The following is an 18,552-nucleotide window of genomic DNA, read 5'->3' as shown; positions in this document are numbered from 1 at the left end:
CGGGGCACCGCGCACACTGGACAGTGAGCGCGGTGCCCCACCCCTTTGCCCCCGTGCGCTTCTCTGCATCACCCCGGCAGACAACGGCGTCTAGCCCCACAAGGAGTTCCCCGTGGCCATCTCGGTCTTCGACCTGTTCTCGATCGGCATCGGTCCGTCGAGCTCCCACACGGTGGGCCCGATGCGCGCGGCCCGGATGTTCGCCCGCCGGCTGAAGAACGAGGGGCTGCTGGCGGGGACGGCGAAGGTGCGGGCGGAGCTGTACGGCTCGCTGGGCGCCACCGGCCACGGCCACGGCACTCCGAAGGCGGTCCTGCTGGGCCTGGAGGGCAACTCGCCCCGCACCGTCGACGTGGAGCGCGCCGACGAGGAGTTCGAGCGGATCAAGGCGAGCGGGCGGATCAACCTGCTCGGCGCCCACGACATCCCCTTCGACTTCGACGCCGACCTGGTCCTGCACCGGCGCAAGGCGCTGCCCTACCACGCCAACGGCATGACGGTCTTCGCGTACGACGCCGAGGGCGGGCTCGTGCTGGAGAAGACGTACTACTCGGTCGGCGGCGGCTTCGTCGTCGACGAGGACGCGGTCGCCGGCGAGGACCCGATCATCCCCGACGACACCGTCCTGAAGTACCCCTTCCGCACCGGTGACGAGCTGCTGCGCCTGGCGAGGGAGACCGGCCTGTCGATCTCCTCGCTGATGATGGAGAACGAGAAGGCCTGGCGCACCGAGGACGAGATCCGGGCGGGCCTGCTGGAGATCTGGCGGGTCATGCAGGCCTGCGTCTCGCGCGGCATGTCCCGCGAGGGCATCCTGCCGGGCGGCCTGAAGGTCCGGCGCCGCGCCTCGACCCTGGCCCGCAAGCTGCGCTCCGAGGGCGACCCGGCGATGCACGCGATGGAGTGGATCACCCTCTACGCGATGGCGGTGAACGAGGAGAACGCGGCCGGCGGCCGGGTGGTGACCGCCCCGACCAACGGCGCGGCCGGCATCATCCCCGCGGTCCTGCACTACTACACGAACTTCGTCCCGGGCGCCGACGAGGACGGCATCGTGCGCTTCATGCTGGCGGCGGGCGCGGTGGGCATGCTCTTCAAGGAGAACGCCTCGATCTCCGGCGCGGAGGTCGGCTGCCAGGGCGAGGTCGGTTCGGCCTGCTCGATGGCGGCGGGCGCGCTGGCCGAGGTCCTGGGCGGCTCCCCGGAGCAGGTGGAGAACGCGGCCGAGATCGGCATGGAGCACAACCTGGGCCTGACCTGCGACCCGGTCGGCGGCCTGGTCCAGATCCCCTGCATCGAGCGGAACGGCATGGCCGCGGTCAAGGCCGTCACCGCGGCGAAGATGTCGATGCGCGGCGACGGCAGCCACCTGGTCTCCCTCGACAAGGTCATCAAGACCATGAAGGAGACCGGCGCCGACATGAGCGTGAAGTACAAGGAGACCGCGCGCGGCGGCCTCGCGGTCAACATCATCGAGTGCTGATGCCGGTGGTGGCGGGAGGGGACGGCCAGGGCCACCGGCCGCCCCTCCGCCCCTCCGGGCGAATCAGGCCTGGCCCTCCCGGAGCCGGTAGAGGATCGAGGCGAGGTCGATGTCCGGCACCGGGCGGGCCGCGGTGTCCGCCCGGCCGGGCAGGATCGCCAGCTGATCACTGAACCGGTCACCGAACTCACGGTCGAGACCGACTCCCACGAAGCCCCGCCGGATCTTCTTCTCCAGCGCCCTCTCGGAGTCCTTCGGCAGCATCACCAGGGCAGCCTGGGAGCTCAGCGCGCTGCCGTGCACCCGCTGCCAGTGGTCCGCCACCATGCGCCTGCACTCCTCGATGCTCCTCTGGCTGAGCATGGTGTTCACCCGCATCGAGGCGTTGGAGAGGCTTCCCGCCAGATCGAAGAAGTTGTTGATCGTGTAACGGCTCCGGCGCCACATGTAGGCACGGTAGGGAACGGTCTGCGGGAGGTAGCCGGGCGTCACGTTGAACCAGATCTCGTCGTAGCTCCGGTTCCCCTCGTCGTCGAACTCGGTGTCGAGTTCCTCGATCCACAGGCCGGACGTCCAGCCGTAGGTCTCCCCCTCCATGATCAGGATGCGGGTGTACGTCTCGTCGAGGCCCTCGGTGGCGTAGTCGAGGAGGGCGCCGATCGCGCCGATGGTCAGGGCGTGCCGACTCCGCATGTAGCGGAGGAGGAGGGTGGCGTGTTCGAGCAGTTCGCTCTGGTCCGCGTTCGGGAACTGCTCCACGTACCTCCGCTGGCGGGCGATCCCGACGACCTCCTCGGGCGTCATCCCCGGGGACACCTCGCTCACGTAGTCGATCCCGGTGTCCGTGGGCCTCAGCAGCAGGCTCCACGGGTTGGGGAACGTCCTGAAGTGCTTCAGCAGGTCCGGGGCGGTGTCCGTGAAGTGCTGGGTGCAGCTGGTGCAGAAGCAGGTCGCCTCGACCCTGCCGAGCTCGCCACTCATGCCCCACAGATCCGTGACGTCGATGGCGATTCCCTGGAGGCCGACGCCGGCGGTCTTGGAGGACACGCGCCGCACGATGTCGATCCCGGTGCCGAGGATCGCTCCGAGGACCTCGGAGGAGCGGGGGTTGGCGAAGCACAGCTGGGGGGAGCTCGCGCCGCTGATGTCCCGGAGCTGCAGGCCCTCTCCGGGGATGTAGCCCATGGTGGGGCAGAGAGTCAGGATGATGTTCTTCCCCAGCCCGAGGAAGACCTTGACGACGTCCTCGAAGGCCCGGAGGTTCTGGGTGGGCTGGGCGTAGCTGGACATCGGGACACCGCGCAGCCCTTGTACCTCGTACAGGAAGCCGTCGGCCTCCGCCACGGGAAGCGCCACCGCCTTGGGCTCCACGCCCCAGGTCGCCTGGAACTCGGCGATGAGCACGCTCGGGGACTTGTAGCGGAGGACGGACAGGCTGGGGATGTCGAGAACCCCTTCGCCCGCCTCCTGCAAGGCACGGAAGATGCTGAATTCACGGTCCGGCTGGGTCATTGAGCCTTCCTCTTCCTGACGAGGGCCTGTATGCCGTGCGGTGAGACTTCGACGCGGCCGCTCGGACTCATGCTCAGTAAGCGACGTTCGATGAGCGACCGCAGCACCTCCTGCCTCCGTTCCTCCTGCAGATGGGAGAGCGCCTCGGTGACGACCCGGACAACGGCGGCCTGCTCCAGCCGGCCGCCGGATGCATGCCCGGCGTGCTTGGCCACCGCTCCCAGGGCCTCGTAGTGGTCGTCGGAGAGGCTCCACCCTTCGAGAATGGGGAAGAGCTGCGCCGGAGCAGAGGGACGCTGCTCCGGCTGCACCGTGGAGCCGGGTGCCGACTCGAGCAGGGCGACGATCTCGGCCAAGGCGCCGGCCGCCCTGTCGGCCGCCCGCTCGTGTGATCCCGCCGCGTCCACGAGGGACTTGTTCCGGTCGGCCTTGTCACTGATGCCCCGCACGACCAAGGCGTCCAGTCCGCCCGTGAGGTGCGCGGCCTCCACCAGGCCGGCGCCCTCCATCTCCAGGGCTGCCGCGTCGTTGTAGTGGGACCGGAGCAGGGCCGCGACTTCGGAGAGTTCGTCGGCCATCACGACGTCTCCCGAGGCGATCGGTTTGAAGTGCACGCCCGGACTGCCGCGCAGAGCGGCCCGGGCAGCCTGCTCCAGGCGGTGGGAGGCCGACCACGCCTGCGGCCGGACCTGGAAGCCCCCCTGCACGTACTTGCCCCCGTGGATGGCGTACACCTTGGTCGCCACGACGACGTCGCCGAGGGCGATGTCGTCCTTGAGCCCACCGGCCACGCCCACGAAGAAGACGGCCCGGGGACTCAGCCACTGGACGAGCCGTTCGGTGAGCACGGCCGTCACCCCGGCACCCACCCCGGTCTCGACCAGCGCAACGCGCCATCGAGTGCCGGACAGGAGCCCGACTTCCACACGGGTGCCGCTCGGATGGGAGATGTCTTCGGTATCGGTGACCAGGACTCTGACGGCTTGATACTCGACAGGCAGCGCGGTCAGAACCACGGCAAGCGGCAGTGCGTCCACCATGCGCATAGTGTAATTCCAACTCTGCGCCAGAGCAGTCTCGTTGAAGGGGTGGGATGAGAATGAGCACCGATCGTCCGTCCGGCTCGGGAGAGAACCGGACCGTGGTGGACCTCATGCTGGCGGAGTACCAGGCGATCAAGGAGGAGCAGCGGGCCCGGATCGGGTTCCGCGACAACCTGCTCTACGTGACCCTGGCCGCCGTCACCGCCGTCATCGCCGCCGCCGCGCAGACGCGGTCGGCGACGTTGCTGCTGGCCCTGCCTCCAGTGTGCGTGGTCCTCGGGTGGACCTACGTGGTCAACGACGAGAAGATCTCGGCCATAGGCGGCTACGTCCGCTCCACCCTGCGTCCCGGTCTGGCCGCCCGCGTGGACGGGGCGACCGGCGCTCCAGAGCTCTTCGGATGGGAGACGGCGCACCGCTCGGACTCCCGCCGGACGTCGCGGAAGAAGCTCCAGTGCCTGGTGGACGTCGCCACCTTCTGCCTCGTGCCGCTCGGCGGACTGACGTTCTTCTGGAGCAAGGAGGGGAACGGCAAAGCGCTGCTGGCACTGTCCTGGATCGAGGCCGCGACAGTCCTCGGCCTGGCCGTCCAGATCCTGTTGTACGCGGGGTTCCTCGGCTCCTCCGGGCCGCATCCGGCAGCGGTGCCCCTCGGGGAGGGACGGGAGGCATCCTGAGCGACCCCTCACCGCTCCCCCGCCAGCCGGCCGGTCCCGCCCCCACGGGACCGGCCGTTTCCCGTTCGGGTCAGAAGCGGACCCAGAGGACGTAGACGTCCGGGCGGCTCGGGGCGAAGGGCTCGCAGAAGTAGATCTTGCCCCACATCCACTCGCCGGCCTGGCCCGCGGCCTGGCACTCGGCGTACGAGGAGTGGTGGCTGCGCGGGTAGAAGCCGGGGCCGGCGGCCTCGGCGGTGCCGGCGGCGCCGAGGGCGAGGGCCCCGGCGGTGGCGGCGGTGGCGAGGGCGGCTGCGACGCGACGGTACATGGCATGTCCTCCTGAAATGAACGATGCGATGCGGTGCGGTGGGTTTTGTTCCGGCTGCGCAGCCGGGAGGAAACGTATCGGCGCGCCCCCTCGCGGGCAATAGGTCCAGACCAGCCTCCGCACGGATGGCCGGATTCCGGGCCCGCGGCCGATTTCCGCCGGCCCGGCTCTGCGACCGGCGCCGGTACGGCCGGGTCGCGGGGCCCTGGCGGCGATCGGCGGGCCTGCCGGCCGGCGGGCCGTCCGCGGAGGCCGTACGGGCCGTGGTGGGGCTCCCCGCGGCCCTGGCGCCCGGGGCACCGCCCTGCCGGTGGCGCGCGACCGGGCGCCGGGGGCGGAGCCCGCGCGGGCCGGGGCGCCGGGGCGCCGAGGGGTCCGGGAGACGTCGCCGGACGGTCGTCACCGGGCCCGGGACGGGCGGCCACGCGGGGTGGACGCCGGCCCGGCCCCGGTCACGGGACGGGTCAGACCCGGGTCACGCCTTGCTGAGGTGGGACCAGAACTCGTCCCACGACAGACGGCCGTCGCCGTTGTCGTCGCGCTGCTTGATGAGGGCCTCGGCCACGGTCTCGGTGACGTTGAAGTCACCCAGCTGGGCCATGACGCTCTTGTACTCCGCGGCGGTGATGAAGCCGTCCCCGTCCACGTCGTACCGGTTGAATGCCGTGCGTGCCGACTCGATGTCCGCCACTGCTTCCGCCCCTTCTCGGTGCTGTTCTGACGGGGGTCAGATTAGCTGGCCGTACGGTGCCCGATGATGGCGGTATGAGCAGTGACGTGACACGGATCCTGGCGGCGGCGGCGCGCGGGGAGTTCCCCGCCATGGACGGCGGGACGACGGTGGTCCCGCAGCCGGACCCGCGGGACGCCGGGGTACTGGCCTTCACCGCCCACTCGGTGGTCTTCGCCGACGTCGATCCGGAGTGGGTGCGGGACCGGCTGGCCGCGACCGGGAGCGATCCGCTGGCGGCGAGCATGAACCCCGGCTTCCTGGTGCGGCTGATGGAGCGGACGGGCCGGCGGATGAACACGATCGACCTGCTGACCGTCGCCGACGCCCTGCCCGGGCCGCCGCCGCTGGAGCTGCGCGAGATCGAGGACCCGGAGCACCCCCGGGTGGCCCGGGCGCTGAAGTACCGGGACGACGTGCGGGTGTGGGCGGCCGACGGCGGCGTGCTGATCCTGGGGCGCGGGGTCGCCGGACGCCTGGAGGCGGCGATCGAGGTGGACGAGGAGGCGCGCCACCGGGGCCTCGGCCGGGCGCTCGCCACGGCGGCACGCCACCTGACGCCGGACGCCGTGGTGTGGGCGCAGCAGTCCCCGGGCAACGCGCGCAGCGTGCGGACCTTCCAGGCGGCGGGGTACCGGCCGGTGGCGTCGGAGGCGCTGCTCACCGCCACCTGAGGCGTCCACTATGTGGATGATCGAGGGAAACAATCGATGAACCGCATAGTCATTCACAGTTTTCAAGGTGGGTGCTGCACGTCACCAACGATTCACAGTTAAAACGTGCATGTATGTCCGTATTGATAACGATACGGGCGCTTGGCGGTGTGGCCCGCCGTCTGTCATAGTCGATGTCACGACCCCCATTGACCCGGGCCAGGTCGACCAAGCGGCCGTGGATACACCCCCCCGTCCACGGCGCATCACACGGAAGCCCCCTCCTGCCTCACCACGGCACACGGGGGCTTCCGTGCGTCCGGGGCCGGGCCGGCCTCAGCGGTCGGTGACCCGCATCTCGAACCAGGTCGTCTTGCCGCGCGGCCCGAGGTCGACCCCCCACCGGTCGGAGAGCTTGTCGACGAGGAAGAGGCCCCGGCCGCTGACGTCCAGCTCCGCCACCGGCATCAGGCACGGCAGCCCGCGCGAGGGGTCGCGCACCTCGATCCGGATCCGGCCGGGGCGCCGCAGGGCGCGCAGCGCGAAGACCCGGGCGCCGGTGTGCCGGACCGCGTTGCCGACCAGTTCGGAGACGAGCAGGACCGCGTGCTCGGCGAGGGTCGGGCCCAGCCCCCACTGCCGCAGCACCACGTACCGCGTCATCCGGCGGGCGGTCCGGGCCGACTCCGGCTGCGACGGCAGACGGACGTCCGCCTCCGCGGGATTGCCGAACCGGTCCATCGCCGCGAGGGCCTCGTCGTCCTCCAGGGTCGGTGTCCACCGAGCGGCGGGCACGCCGCCCTGCCGTGGTTGTTCCCTGCTCTCCAGGCCCGCCATGCCCCCATCATGGCCGCAGGAGACGGAGCGCGGGGGCCGTTCCGGTGGAATGGCCCCCGCGGGGCGGCGCGTCGCCGTGACGGACCGTCGGATCCGCCCGGCCCCGCGGACCGTCAGGCGAACTTCGCCTTGCCCGGGCCCTCCTCGACGAAGCTGCGCATGCCGGTCTCCCGGTCCGCGGTGGCGAACAGCGCGGAGAACCAGGTGCGCTCGAGGGCGAGGCCGGTGTCGATGTCGGTCTCCAGACCCTGGTCGACGGCCTCCTTGGCGGCGCGCAGCGCCACCGCCGGGCCCTGCGCCAGCTTCGCGGCCCAGGCGTGCGCCTGCGCGTACACCTCGGCGGCCGGGACGACCCGGTCGACCAGGCCGAGGGTGAGCGCCTCGTCGGCCTTCACCATCCGGCCGGTGAAGATGAGGTCCTTGGCGCGGGAGGGGCCGACCAGGCGGGAGAGCCGCTGGGTGCCGCCGGCACCGGGGATCAGGCCGAGCAGGATCTCCGGCTGGCCCAGCTTCGCGTCGTCGGCGGCGATCCGGTAGTCGGCGCAGAGGGCGAGCTCGCAGCCGCCGCCGAGGGCGTAGCCGGTGATCGCGGCGACGACCGGCTTGGGGATGCGGGCGACGGCGGTGAAGGAGTCCTGGAGCGCGCGCGACCGCTCGACCATGGCCACGTGGTCCATGACCTGCATCTCCTTGATGTCCGCGCCGGCGGCGAAGACCTTCTCTCCGCCGTAGAGGACCACGGCCCGCACGTCGTCGCGGTCGGTGGCCTCCCGGGCCAGCTCGCGCAGCCGGTCCTGGGTGGCGATGTCCAGGGCGTTCATCGGCGGACGGTCGAGGCGGATCGTGCCGACGCCGTCGGCGACTTCGAGGTTCACAGTCATGGGAAGAGGTTAGTGCGCGTTAACGCGGACGGGCCCGGTGCCGTTGCTCACAGCACCGGGCCCGCCGCGCGGAGGGGGACCTTACGCGGTCCACTCCGACCAGGACATGTTCCAGCCGTTGAGGCCGTTCTCCGGCTTGATCTGCTTGTCCTTCGAGTTCTTCACGACGACGACGTCACCGATGATCGAGCGGTCGAAGAACCAGGCGGCGGGGGTGGAGCTGTCGCCCGCGCCCCGGGTGTCCGAGAGGCCGACGCAGCCGTGGCTGACGTTCTGGGAGCCGAAGGTGGACTTCGGGGCCCAGTAGTTGCCGTGCACGAAGGTGCCGGAGGTGGACAGGCGCATCGCGTGCGGCACGTCCTTGATGTCGTACTCGCCGCCGAAGCCCACCGTGGCCCCGTTCATGCGGGTCACCTTGTACTTCTCGCTGATGACCATCTGGCCGTTGTACGTGGTCGTGGACGGGGCGCCCGCGGTGATCGGCAGGGTCTTGATGATCTGCCCGTCGCGCTCGACCTTCATCGTCTTGGCGCTCGCGTCGACCGTGGAGACCTGACGGCGGCCGATGGTGAAGGAGTACGTCTTCTTCTGCTTGCCGTAGACGCCCGGGCGGCCCTCGACGCCGTCCAGGTTGAGCTCGACGGTGACCTTCGTCCCGGCCTTCCAGTACTCCTCGGGGCGGAAGTCGAGGCGGTCGTTGCCGAACCAGTGGCCCTCGATCTCGACGGCCGGCACGGCCGTCACCTTGATGGCCTTCTCCACGGCCTCCGGGTCGGTGATGCCCCGGGTGAAGTTGATGGAGACCGGCATGCCCACGCCGACGGTCGTCCCGGCCTCCGGCGTGTAATGGCCGATGAAGGTGTTCTTCGGGACCAGCGTGGTGAAGGTGGTGTCCTTCGCCGACTCGCGGCCCTCGGCGTCCTTGGCGATCGCGTGGACCTTGTACTGGGTGCCGCCCGCCAGGTGGGCCAGCGGCTCCCAGCTCGCGCCGTCCGCCGAGATCTTCCCCTCGACCGCGGTGCCCTTCGAGTCCGCGACGGTCACGGTCGACAGCTTGCCCTGCTCCGCGGTGACCTTGAGGGCCCCGCTGGTGGCGACCGAGTCGGCGCCGTCCTTCGGCAGGATGGTCACGACCGCCTGGGAGGCGGCGTTGTCGGGTGCGGAGGTCCCCCGGCCGGTGCCCTTGGCGCCGGCGCCACCGCCCGTCGCGGCCGGGTCCTCCCCGCCGCAGGCGGTCAGGACCAGCAGCAGCGCCCCCGTGGCGAGGGCACCGAGGCGAACGCCCCGTCGCCGCGCCGACGTCCCCGATATCGGCTGCCCGTTCATTCTGGTCTTCTCCCCTCGCACGGCCCGCCTCCCGGCCGGCCCCACCCCCGTACGCACGTCCCGCGCACGGCGCTAGATAATCACACCGGAAGACACGAAAGTTCCACGCGAATGTCACCGTTCAGTCCCAGTCGATCCGGGGCCGGAGGCGCGCGGGGAGCGGCGCGCGCCCGGCCCCGGGCCGGGCGGGAGGGGTCAGCGGAGCGCGGACCCCGCCGTCCACTCCGCCCAGTCCAGATTCCAGCCGCCGAGGCCGTTGTCCGGGGCGACCTCCCGGTCCTGGGAGTTGACCACCTCGACCACGTCGCCGATCAGGCTCCGGTCGAAGAACCAGCCGGCGGGGGTGTCGGAGCCGCCGCCCTTCACGTCCCGCAGCCCCACGCAGCCGTGGCTGACGTTGGCCGAGCCGAAGGTGGACTCGTCGGCCCAGTAGTTGCCGTGGATGAAGGTCCCGGACTCGGTGAGCCGCATCGCGTGGGGCACGTCCTTGATGTCGTACTCGCCGCCGAAGCCGACGGTGGCCCCGTTCATCCGGGTCACGTCGTACAGCTCGGTCACCACCATCTTGCCGTTGTACGTGGTGGTCTTCGGCGCGCCCGCGGTGATCGGCAGCGTCGCCAGCACCCGCCCGTCCCGCCGCACCTGCATGGTGTGGGCGGCGGCGTCGACGAGCGAGACCTGGGAGCGGCCGACGGTGAAGCCGACCGTCTTGCGCTGGATGCCGTAGACGCCGGGGGCGCCCTCGACGTCCCGCAGCCCGAGCTCGACCGTCACCCGCGTGCCGGCCGCCCAGTAGGCGGCCGGGCGGAAGTCGAGCCGCTCCTTGCCGAACCAGTGGCCGACGATCTCCACCGGCGGGTCGGAGGTGACCCGGATGGCCCGCTCCACCGCGGCCCGGTTCTCGATCGGACGGTTGAAGCCGAAGGAGACGATCATGCCGGAGCCGACAGTGGAACGGTTCTCCGGCGTGAAGTAGCCGATGAACCTGCTCTCCGGCACCACCGTGGTGAAGGTGGTGTGCCGGGCCGAGCGGCGCCCGTGCGCGTCGAGCGCCACCGCGTCCACGGTGTACTTGGCCGCGAGCGCGAGCCGGCTGCCCTCCGCGGGCCGCCAGCGCAGCCCGTCGGTCCCGATCGCGCCGGGCACGGCCGAGCGCCGCCCGTCCGCCACCTGGGTCACGCTCACCCGTTCGAGCCGCCCGCTGTCCACCCTCACCTCCAGGGGCCCTTCCGGGGGAACCGCCCGGCTGCCGTCCTCCGGGCTGACCCGGATCACGTCGCCGGGGGCCCGCGCCTTGCCGGGAAGTCCCAGGCCGACGCCTCCTTCCTCGTCCGATCCGGTGCAGCCGGCGAGACCCACGAGGAGCCCCGCGACCGCGAGGAGTTGTCCGGCCCGTACCCATACACGTGTCACGCGTGGCCCAACGACGACCCCCCTCCAGGGGAAACGTGCGTGCGGGCCATGTTGGGGGGACGGCCCTGCGGGCAGAACAGGGGGGACGGACGGCAGTACACGAGGGTGCGGGAGGACGCGCGGGGCCGGGGCCGGGACGCCCCGGCCCCGGCACGCGGGCCCGCCGGAGCCGCGGGAGGCCAGGGCGGTGTCGAGCGCAGCCGAACAGCAGGCGGTACCGGAGCATGCCCCGGGACGGGCCGCACCCCCGGTGTGGCCGGGGACGCCCACCCCGCTCGGGGCCCGCTGCCGGGTGGGACCGGACGGGACCCGGGGCACCAACTTCGCCCTCTGGGCGGGCGGCGCCGAGGCGGTGGAACTCTGCCTCTTCGCGCCGGACGGCACCGAGACCCGGCTGCCGCTGACCGAACTCACCCACGAGATCTGGCACGGCTTCGTGCCCGGGATCGCGCCCGGACAGCGGTACGGCTTCCGGGTGCACGGCCGGTGGGACCCGTGGACCGGCGCCCGCTGGAACCCGGCGAAGCTCCTCCTCGACCCGTACGCGCGGGCCGTCGACGGCGAGTTCGCGCTGCCCCCCGAGGTGTACGGGCACGTCCGGGACTGGCCCCAGCAGCACGTCGCCGACACCGTCCGCGACGAGCGGGACTCCGCCCCGCACGTCCCCAAGGGGGTCGTCGTGCGGGACGACGACGACTGGTCGGACGACCGCAGGCCCAAGACGCCCTGGCAGGACTCGGTCATCTACGAGCTCCACGTCAAGGGCTTCACCGCCCGGCACCCCGGCGTCCCCGAACACCTCCGGGGCACCTACGCGGGGCTCGCCCACCCGGCCGCGGTCGACCACCTCGTCCGGCTCGGGGTGACCGCGGTCGAGCTGCTGCCGGTCCACCAGTTCGCCCACGAGGACCACCTGCTGCGCCGCGGCCTCACCAACTACTGGGGCTACAACTCCATCGGCTACTTCGCCCCGCACGCCGGCTACTCCTCCTCCGGCACCACCGGACAGCAGGTCGGCGAGTTCAAGCGGATGGTCCGGGCCCTGCACGCGGCCGGCATCGAGGTGATCCTCGACGTCGTCTACAACCACACCGCGGAGGCGGGCGAGCTCGGCCCCACCCTCTCCCTGAAGGGCATCGACAACCGCGGCTACTACCGGCTCCAGTCCGACGCCCGCCGCTACGCCGACTACACCGGCTGCGGCAACACCCTCCACGTCGTCCAGCCGCAGGTGCTCCGGCTCATCACCGACTCGCTGCGGTACTGGGTCACCGAGATGGGCGTCGACGGCTTCCGCTTCGACCTGGCGGCGGCGCTGGCCCGGTCGATGCACGACGTCGACATGCTGTCGCCGTTCCTCGCCGTCATCGCCCAGGACCCGGTGCTGCGCCGGGTCAAGCTCATCGCCGAGCCCTGGGACGTCGGCAACGGCGGCTACCAGGTCGGCGCCTTCCCTCCCCTGTGGACCGAGTGGAACGACCGCTACCGGGACGCCGTACGGGACTTCTGGCGCGGCGCGCTGCCCGACGTCCGCGACCTCGGCTACCGGCTCTCCGGCTCCAGCGACCTCTACGCCTGGGGCGGCCGGCGGCCCTACGCCTCCGTCAACTTCGTCACCGCCCACGACGGCTTCACCCTGCGCGACCTGGTGACGTACGAGCGCAAGCACAACGAGGCCAACGGCGAGGGCAACCGGGACGGCACCCACGACAACCGCTCGTGGAACTGCGGCACCGAGGGCGAGACCGACGACCCGGAGACCGGCGCCCTCCGGCTCCGCCAGCTGCGCAACCTGCTCACCACGCTGCTGCTCTCCACCGGCGTGCCGATGCTCGTCGCGGGCGACGAGATGGGCCGCACCCAGGGCGGCAACAACAACGCGTACTGCCAGGACAACGAGACGAGCTGGCTCGACTGGTCCCTCCCCGAGGACCCCGGCCGCGCCCAGCTCCTCGCCCTCACCCGGCGGCTGCTCGCCCTGCGCCACCGGCACCCGGTGCTGCGCCGCCGCGCCTTCTTCTCCGGCCGCCCGCAGGGCGCGGACGGGCTGCGGGACCTGGCCTGGTTCGGCCCGGACGGCACCGAGATGACCGAGCGGGACTGGTACGCCCCCTCGGCCACGCTCGCCCTCTACCTGTCGGGCCGCGACATACCGGGCCGGGACGAGCGCGGCGAACAGGTGCTCGACGACAGCTTCCTCGCCGTCCTGCACGCGGGTCCGGAGCCCCTGGACTTCCGGCTCCCCGCCGCGCCCTGGGCCCAGACCTACGAACGCGTCCTGGACACCGCCCTCGACGACCAGTCCGCGCCCCCGGGCACGCTCCACCCCGGCGGTGCGGTCCTGCCGGTGGGGGCGCGGTCGGTGGTGCTGCTGAGGGTGGTGGGGTGAGGAGACCCGCCCGCGGGGTCAGCGGAGGCGGACGTAGCAGGTGAAGTCGCCGCGCGCTGAGGCGTCGGGGCCGGTGTACACGAAGCTGATCCGCTCGGTGCCGGAGACCCGGTACGTGCCGGCCGGGCGGGCACCGGAGGTCCAGGCGGCCGGTGCGGCGCGGAAGTCCCGCCCGCACCGCTCGGCGGCGAGCCGGTCCCCGAGCCCCTCGGGGTTCGCGTTCCGCACCGTCTCGTCGATCCTCCGCTGCCCGAAGACCCGCAGGTCGGCGCCGGCTCCGCAGCGAACGACGCGGACCACTCCGGTGTGGTCGAGGCCGGTGTCCCCGGAGGCGCAGGCTCCGGGCTCCACCTCCGCCAGCGGCGTCAGCACCGTCCGCGCGGCCTCGAAGCGCTCGGTGGCGGGAACGAGGGCCGTGACGGGGGTGCCGTGCCCGGTGAGGGCGAGCTCGACCCGGAGCCCGGTCAGCCCGCGCAGCTCCCCGTCCCGGTGCAGCTCCTTCAGCAGCGGCCCGAAGTCGGCCTCGGCGCGCACGAGCCGGCCCTCCCGGTCGAGGTCGACGACGACCCGCCGGGCCGGGCCGTGGCCGACGTGCCGGGCGACGGCGGGCGGCAGCGCGACGTGCGCCCCGTACGCGTCGACGCTCGTCCGGTACCGGAACCCGCCGCCCGGCAGCGCCTCGCGTTCCTCCGCGGAGGAGGTCTTCAGCACCTCCGCGAGGGTGCGCCCCCAGGGGGCGGCGTCGCCCGCGAGGTCGAGGACCCCGTCGACCCGGTCGGCGAACTCCTTGGGATCGGAGGCGGCGTACTTCAGCCAGGCCTCCCCCCGCGGGCGGTACGCGACCTCGTTGCCCTCGACGGCGAAGCTCTGCCGCACGGTCGCCCCGGGCGCGAGGCCGAGCTCGTCCGCGAGGGAGCCGGGGAATCCGGCCGGGGTCCGGCGGACCCGTTCGGCGCGGGCGGCGTCCTTCCCCCAGTCGAGGACGCCGTCGGTCCGCTCCACCGCGCTCCCGCCGGCCGAGGCGTAGGTGACGGTCGCGGTGAAGCGGGCCGTACCGCTCTCCGGCAGCGCGGAGGCCGCGGCGGAGGGCTGCCGCCGGACCGGCAGGTCGAGGACGGCGGCCCGGGTCGGGGTCGCCGCCGGGCTCGCGCCGCTCTCCCCCGCGCCCTTCGCCCCGCCCGCCGGGTCCTCGCAGCCGACGAGCGCCGTCAGCAGCGCCACGGCGGTGACCGCCACTCCGGGTCTCTTCCGGATCCTCATGCTTCTTCCCCACCCCTGGTCGTGATCAGAACCGGGATCCTATGCACGCCCCCGGGCCGGACGCACGGAGGGGCACCGTCCGAAAATCGGGTGAGGGGTGTCAGTGGCGACTCGTATGGTCGGACCTGATGCCCGAGAAACCTGCTCCCTCCGAGTCCGCCCCCGCCCGCCGTTCGGCCGTGCGGGTGCTGCTGCGGCTCTGGCCGTACGTCCGGCCCGTGCGCGGGCGGTTCTTCACCGCCGGCGCCGTCGCGATCGTCGCCTCCTGCCTCTCCCTGGTGATTCCGCTGGTCCTGAAGTGGCTGGTGGACGGTCCGGTCGCCGACCGGGACCCCGGCGGGGTGTGGCTGGGGGCACTCTACCTGCTGCTGCTCGGGATCGCCGAGGCCGCGCTGTTCGGCCTGCGGCGGTGGCTGGTGGCCCGGCCGCTCTCCTCGGTGGAGGCGCGGATGCGGGAGGACCTGTACGGGCGGCTCCAGCGGCTGCCGATCGCCTTCCACGACCGGTGGGCGTCAGGGCAGCTGCTCTCGCGCGGCACCACCGACCTCATGGTCATCCGGATGTTCCTGGCCTTCCCGCTGACCTTCCTGGTGGTCAACGGCGTGACGATCCTGGCCGGCTGCGCGCTGCTGCTCGCCCAGGACCTGTCGCTCGGCCTGGTGCTGCTGCTCCCGGTCGTGCCGGTGGTGGTGCTCTGCTCGTACTTCGAGCGGCGGTACGGGGTGGTGGCCCGGCGGGCGCAGGACCAGGTGGGCGACCTGACGACGGTGGTGGAGGAGAGCGTCCTCGGCATCCGGATCGTGAAGGGCTTCGGCCGGCACCGCAGCCAGGCGGAGGCCTTCCGCCGGCTCGCGGAGCTGCTGCGCTCCACGGAGCTGTCCAAGGCGCGGCTCCTGGCCACGATCTGGGCGCTCATCACGGTCCTGCCGGAGCTGGCGATCGGCGCCGCGCTGGTGCTGGGCTCGGTGCGGGTCGCGGACGGCGGGCTGTCGGCGGGCACCCTGGTGGCCTTCCTGTCGACGGCGCTGGCGCTGCGCTGGCCGGTGGACTCGATCGGCTTCCTGCTCGCGATGAGCCAGGAGGCGGTGACGGCGACGGAGCGGTACTGCGAGGTGCTGGACGCGGAGGAGGAGCGGGACCCGGCCGCGGGGACCCGGCCGGCGGGGGGTCCCTCCGGCGGGCTGCGGTTCGAGGGCGTCTCGTTCCGCTTCCCGGACGCGCCCGACGGCACCCCGCCCGTCCTGGACGGCGTCGACCTGCACGTGCGGTCCGGCGAGACGCTGGCGCTGGTCGGGGCCACCGGCTCCGGCAAGACGACGCTGACGGCCCTGGTGCCGCGGCTGCACGAGGCGAGCGGCGGGCGGATCCTGCTGGACGGCGAGGACATCGCCCTGATGGAGCGGGAGCGGCTGCGGTCGCTGGTGTCGGTGGCCTTCGAGGAGCCGACCCTCTTCTCGGCCAGCGTCGGGGAGAACGTGCTGATGGGCGCGGGCGCGGCGGCCGGGCAGCCGGAGCTGGACCGGGCGCTCGGCATCGCGCAGGCGGACGGCTTCGTCGGGCGGCTGCCCGAGGGGGCCGGGACGCAGGTCGGCGAGCAGGGGCTGAGCCTCTCGGGCGGGCAGCGGCAGCGGCTGGCACTGGCCCGGGCGGTGGTCGGCCGGCCGCGCTTCCTGGTGCTGGACGACCCGCTCTCGGCACTGGACGTGCACACCGAGGCGCGGGTCGAGGCGGCCCTGCGCGAGGTGCTGAAGGAGACGACGGCGCTGGTCGTGGCGCACCGCCCGTCGACGGTGATGCTGGCCGACCGGGTGGCGCTGCTGTCGGAGGGCCGGATCGCGGCGGTCGGCACCCATCAGGAACTGCTGCGGAGCAGCGCCGAGTACGCCTGGCTGATGTCGGGCGCGACCGCGGGCGAGGGGTCCGCGGAGACGGGAGACGCGGGGCGATGACGGAGACCACGCTCGCGCAGCCGGAGCGGCCGGAGAAGGAGCGGGAGGAGGCCGGTCCGGGCGATCCGTTCGACCGGGACGACCTGCCGGCGCCGCACGGGGCGACCGGGGCGCTGCTGCGCTCGCTGCTGGCCGCGCACCGCTTCCGGGTGGCGGTGGCGGCCCTGGTGCTGCTGGTGAAGGAGGCGGCGGTCCAGGCGGGCCCGCTGCTCGTGGCGTACGCGATCGACCGCGGGGTGCCGGCCTTCCGGGCCGGGGACCACGGTCCGCTGGTCGCGGTGGCGGTCGGCTACCTGCTGTGCGCGGTGGGCGCCGGGGCGCTCCAGTACGTCTTCGTGCGGGGCGCGGCGCGGATCAACCAGGACGTGCTGCTCGACCTGCGGGGGCGGATCTTCCGGCACGCGCAGGTGCTGAGCGTGGACTTCCACGAGCGGTACACCTCGGGGCGGCTGATCTCGCGGTCGACGACGGACGTGGAGTCGCTGCGGGAGCTGCTGTCGGAGGGGCTCCAGGAGCTGATCGGGGTGGTGCTGTCCTTCGTGTCGATCTCGCTGGTGCTGCTCTGGCTGGACCTGGGGATCGGCGCGGTGGCGGTGGCCTCCTTCGGGCCGCTGTACCTGCTGGTGCGGAGGTACCGGCGGCGGGCGGGCGCGGTGTACGCGGAGCGGTCGACGGCGATCGCCGGGGTGATCGTGAAGTTCGCGGAGACGATGAACGGGATCCGGCCGGTGCGGGCCTTCCGCCGGGAGCGGGTGAACGACGCGGAGTTCGCGGGGCTGAACCACCGGCACGAGCGGAGCAACGGCGACGCGCTCCTGGAGATGGCCCGCTACGTGGTCGGTTCGCGGCTGGTGGCGAACACGGCGGTGGCCGGGATGTGCCTGTGGGGCGCCTACCGGGTGGCGGGAGGTTCGCTGGAGCTGGGCGTGCTGGCGGCGGCGGTGCTGTACGTGCGGCGGCTGTACGACCCGATCGACCGGCTCGGCATGTTCCTCAACTCCTACGAGTCGGCGGCGGCCTCGCTGGCCAAGATCGCGGGTCTGCTGGCGCAGGAGCCGGGCGTGCCGGAGGCGGTGGCGCCGCGGGAGCTGCCGGAGCGGGCCGGGGCGGCGCCGGGCCGGGAGGTCGTCTTCGACGGGGTGCGGTTCGCCTACCGGACGGGCGGCGAGGTGCTGCCCCGCTTCGACCTGCGGATCCCCGCCGGGCAGACGGTGGCGGTGGTCGGGGCGACCGGCGCGGGCAAGTCGACGCTGGCGAAGCTGCTGGCGCGGTTCTACGACCCGACGGACGGCCGGGTGCTGCTGGACGGCGTCGACCTGCGGGAGCTGGCCACGCCGGAGCTGCGGCGCGGGGTGGTGATGGTGACGCAGGAGGCGTTCCTGTTCTCCGGGACGGTCGCGGAGAACATCGCGATCGGGCGTCCGGACGCGACCCGGGAGGAGGTCGAGCGGGCGGCGAAGGCGATCGGCGCGCACGAGTTCATCGCGGGGCTGCCGGACGGCTACGACACCGACGTACGGAAGCGGGGCGGCCGGATCTCGGCGGGCCAGCGCCAGCTGGTGGCCTTCGCGCGGGCGCTCCTGGCGGACCCGGCGGTGCTCATCCTGGACGAGGCGACGAGCTCGCTCGACGTGCCGGGCGAGCGGGCGGTGCAGCACGCGATGGACACGGTCCTGGCGGGCCGCACGGCGGTGGTCATCGCCCACCGCCTCTCCACGGTGGAGGTCGCGGACCGGGTCCTGGTGATGGAGGCGGGCCGGATCGTCGAGGACGGCACGCCGGCCGGGCTGGTCGGCGGCGAGGGCCGCTACGCCGGTCTCCACCGTGCCTGGCGCGACTCCCTGACGGGCTGACGGGCGTCGGGCCCCCGCCCTCGCGGGCGGGGGCCTGCGGAAGGGCGGGGGCGAGGGCGCCGGGGACGGGCGGCGGGCCGCACGGGGGCGCCGGGGACCCGGAAGGACCGGGCGGAGCATGCCGGAGGCACGGTCCGCCCGGCCGTCCGCGCGGGATCGCCGGGACCGGGGCGGAGCGGAAGGCTCGGTTCACGCCGGATGATTCCGGCCATCGCTTCGGTAAAGCCGTCTCGCGT

General features: G+C 72.8%; 15 protein-coding genes. 6 read left to right on the top strand and 9 right to left on the bottom strand.

Annotated features, from left to right (window positions below; genetic code table 11):
* The first annotated feature begins 112 nt into the window (after positions 1–112).
* Positions 113–1,483, top strand: a complete 1,371-nt coding sequence (locus IE287_RS07025) for an L-serine ammonia-lyase (RefSeq protein ID WP_189848025.1) — start codon at positions 113–115, stop codon at positions 1,481–1,483.
* A 63-nt stretch (positions 1,484–1,546) separates the two neighbouring features.
* On the opposite strand, the gene IE287_RS07020 is transcribed toward IE287_RS07025, so the two are convergent.
* Entirely contained in the window at positions 1,547–2,995 is a 1,449-nt protein-coding gene (locus tag IE287_RS07020) for a hypothetical protein (RefSeq protein ID WP_189848024.1), read from the bottom strand.
* On the bottom strand, positions 2,992–4,035 hold the full coding sequence (locus IE287_RS07015; RefSeq protein ID WP_229883319.1) for a 5'-methylthioadenosine/S-adenosylhomocysteine nucleosidase: 1,044 nt from the start codon (positions 4,033–4,035) through the stop codon (positions 2,992–2,994). Before IE287_RS07015 ends, IE287_RS07020 begins: the two co-directional genes overlap by 4 nt.
* A gap of 59 nt (positions 4,036–4,094) precedes the next feature.
* On the opposite strand from IE287_RS07015, the gene IE287_RS07010 reads away from it, so the two are divergent.
* Positions 4,095–4,715: a hypothetical protein gene (locus tag IE287_RS07010; RefSeq protein ID WP_189848022.1), complete on the top strand. Its 621-nt coding sequence runs from the start codon at positions 4,095–4,097 to the stop codon at positions 4,713–4,715.
* Between the two features lie 70 nt (positions 4,716–4,785).
* Here IE287_RS07010 and IE287_RS07005 read toward each other — a convergent pair whose 3' ends face one another.
* Together IE287_RS07005 and IE287_RS07000 are read right to left on the bottom strand one after the other, a co-directional pair.
* The gene (locus tag IE287_RS07005; RefSeq protein WP_189848021.1) at positions 4,786–5,025 is read right to left on the bottom strand and encodes a hypothetical protein; all 240 of its coding nucleotides are present in this window, start codon (positions 5,023–5,025) and stop codon (positions 4,786–4,788) included.
* Between the two features lie 475 nt (positions 5,026–5,500).
* The gene (locus tag IE287_RS07000) at positions 5,501–5,716 is read right to left on the bottom strand and encodes an EF-hand domain-containing protein (RefSeq protein WP_015036303.1); all 216 of its coding nucleotides are present in this window, start codon (positions 5,714–5,716) and stop codon (positions 5,501–5,503) included.
* A gap of 74 nt (positions 5,717–5,790) precedes the next feature.
* Between IE287_RS07000 and IE287_RS06995 the strand changes: the two genes are divergently transcribed.
* Positions 5,791–6,429: an N-acetyltransferase gene (locus IE287_RS06995; RefSeq protein ID WP_189848020.1), complete on the top strand. Its 639-nt coding sequence runs from the start codon at positions 5,791–5,793 to the stop codon at positions 6,427–6,429.
* 315 nt (positions 6,430–6,744) lie between these two features.
* Here the strand turns inward: IE287_RS06995 and IE287_RS06990 are convergent, their stop codons facing one another.
* The 4 genes from IE287_RS06990 to IE287_RS06975 all read right to left on the bottom strand — a co-directional run bounded on the left by IE287_RS06990 (position 6,745) and on the right by IE287_RS06975 (position 10,865).
* Positions 6,745–7,245, bottom strand: coding sequence for an ATP-binding protein (locus IE287_RS06990; RefSeq protein ID WP_189848019.1), 501 nt, complete (start codon positions 7,243–7,245; stop codon positions 6,745–6,747).
* A gap of 113 nt (positions 7,246–7,358) precedes the next feature.
* Positions 7,359–8,126, bottom strand: a complete 768-nt coding sequence (locus IE287_RS06985; protein ID WP_189848018.1) for an enoyl-CoA hydratase/isomerase family protein — start codon at positions 8,124–8,126, stop codon at positions 7,359–7,361.
* Positions 8,127–8,207: 81 nt separating this feature from the next.
* Positions 8,208–9,452: a L,D-transpeptidase gene (locus tag IE287_RS06980; protein ID WP_189848017.1), complete on the bottom strand. Its 1,245-nt coding sequence runs from the start codon at positions 9,450–9,452 to the stop codon at positions 8,208–8,210.
* A 195-nt stretch (positions 9,453–9,647) separates the two neighbouring features.
* A complete protein-coding gene (locus IE287_RS06975) occupies positions 9,648–10,865 on the bottom strand; it encodes a L,D-transpeptidase (RefSeq protein WP_189848016.1) in 1,218 nt (405 codons plus the stop codon).
* A gap of 187 nt (positions 10,866–11,052) precedes the next feature.
* Here IE287_RS06975 and glgX point away from each other — a divergent pair, with 187 nt between their 5' ends.
* Complete coding sequence (gene glgX / locus IE287_RS06970; protein ID WP_189848015.1) at positions 11,053–13,254, top strand: glycogen debranching protein GlgX; 2,202 nt, start codon at positions 11,053–11,055, stop codon at positions 13,252–13,254.
* An 18-nt stretch (positions 13,255–13,272) separates the two neighbouring features.
* On the opposite strand, the gene IE287_RS06965 is transcribed toward glgX, so the two are convergent.
* Positions 13,273–14,514, bottom strand: a complete 1,242-nt coding sequence (locus IE287_RS06965; RefSeq protein ID WP_189848014.1) for a hypothetical protein — start codon at positions 14,512–14,514, stop codon at positions 13,273–13,275.
* A 128-nt stretch (positions 14,515–14,642) separates the two neighbouring features.
* On the opposite strand from IE287_RS06965, the gene IE287_RS06960 reads away from it, so the two are divergent.
* Together IE287_RS06960 and IE287_RS06955 are read left to right on the top strand one after the other, a co-directional pair.
* Entirely contained in the window at positions 14,643–16,463 is a 1,821-nt protein-coding gene (locus IE287_RS06960) for an ABC transporter ATP-binding protein (protein WP_189848013.1), read from the top strand.
* Complete coding sequence (locus IE287_RS06955; RefSeq protein WP_189848012.1) at positions 16,460–18,316, top strand: ABC transporter ATP-binding protein; 1,857 nt, start codon at positions 16,460–16,462, stop codon at positions 18,314–18,316. Before IE287_RS06960 ends, IE287_RS06955 begins: the two co-directional genes overlap by 4 nt.
* Positions 18,317–18,552 lie beyond the last annotated feature (236 nt).

This window comes from Streptomyces omiyaensis (genome assembly GCF_014650895.1).
In the GTDB taxonomy this organism is placed as follows: domain Bacteria; phylum Actinomycetota; class Actinomycetes; order Streptomycetales; family Streptomycetaceae; genus Streptomyces; species Streptomyces omiyaensis.
Note: the sequence above shows the minus strand (reverse complement) of the source record. Positions and strands in the feature narration are given on the sequence as shown.

Excerpts from the sequence above, each read along its gene's own strand:
- IE287_RS07020 (WP_189848024.1), bottom strand. The coding sequence starts at position 2,995 with ATGACCCAGCCGGACCGTGAATTCAGCATCTTCCGTGCCTTGCAGGAG.
- IE287_RS06980 (WP_189848017.1), bottom strand. The coding sequence starts at position 9,452 with ATGAACGGGCAGCCGATATCGGGGACGTCGGCGCGGCGACGGGGCGTT.
- IE287_RS06985 (WP_189848018.1), bottom strand. The coding sequence starts at position 8,126 with ATGACTGTGAACCTCGAAGTCGCCGACGGCGTCGGCACGATCCGCCTC.
- IE287_RS07005 (WP_189848021.1), bottom strand. The coding sequence starts at position 5,025 with ATGTACCGTCGCGTCGCAGCCGCCCTCGCCACCGCCGCCACCGCCGGG.
- IE287_RS06960 (WP_189848013.1), top strand. The coding sequence starts at position 14,643 with ATGCCCGAGAAACCTGCTCCCTCCGAGTCCGCCCCCGCCCGCCGTTCG.
- IE287_RS06955 (WP_189848012.1), top strand. The coding sequence starts at position 16,460 with ATGACGGAGACCACGCTCGCGCAGCCGGAGCGGCCGGAGAAGGAGCGG.
- IE287_RS07010 (WP_189848022.1), top strand. The coding sequence starts at position 4,095 with ATGAGCACCGATCGTCCGTCCGGCTCGGGAGAGAACCGGACCGTGGTG.
- IE287_RS06965 (WP_189848014.1), bottom strand. The coding sequence starts at position 14,514 with ATGAGGATCCGGAAGAGACCCGGAGTGGCGGTCACCGCCGTGGCGCTG.
- IE287_RS07015 (WP_229883319.1), bottom strand. The coding sequence starts at position 4,035 with ATGGTGGACGCACTGCCGCTTGCCGTGGTTCTGACCGCGCTGCCTGTC.
- IE287_RS06990 (WP_189848019.1), bottom strand. The coding sequence starts at position 7,245 with ATGGCGGGCCTGGAGAGCAGGGAACAACCACGGCAGGGCGGCGTGCCC.
- IE287_RS06995 (WP_189848020.1), top strand. The coding sequence starts at position 5,791 with ATGAGCAGTGACGTGACACGGATCCTGGCGGCGGCGGCGCGCGGGGAG.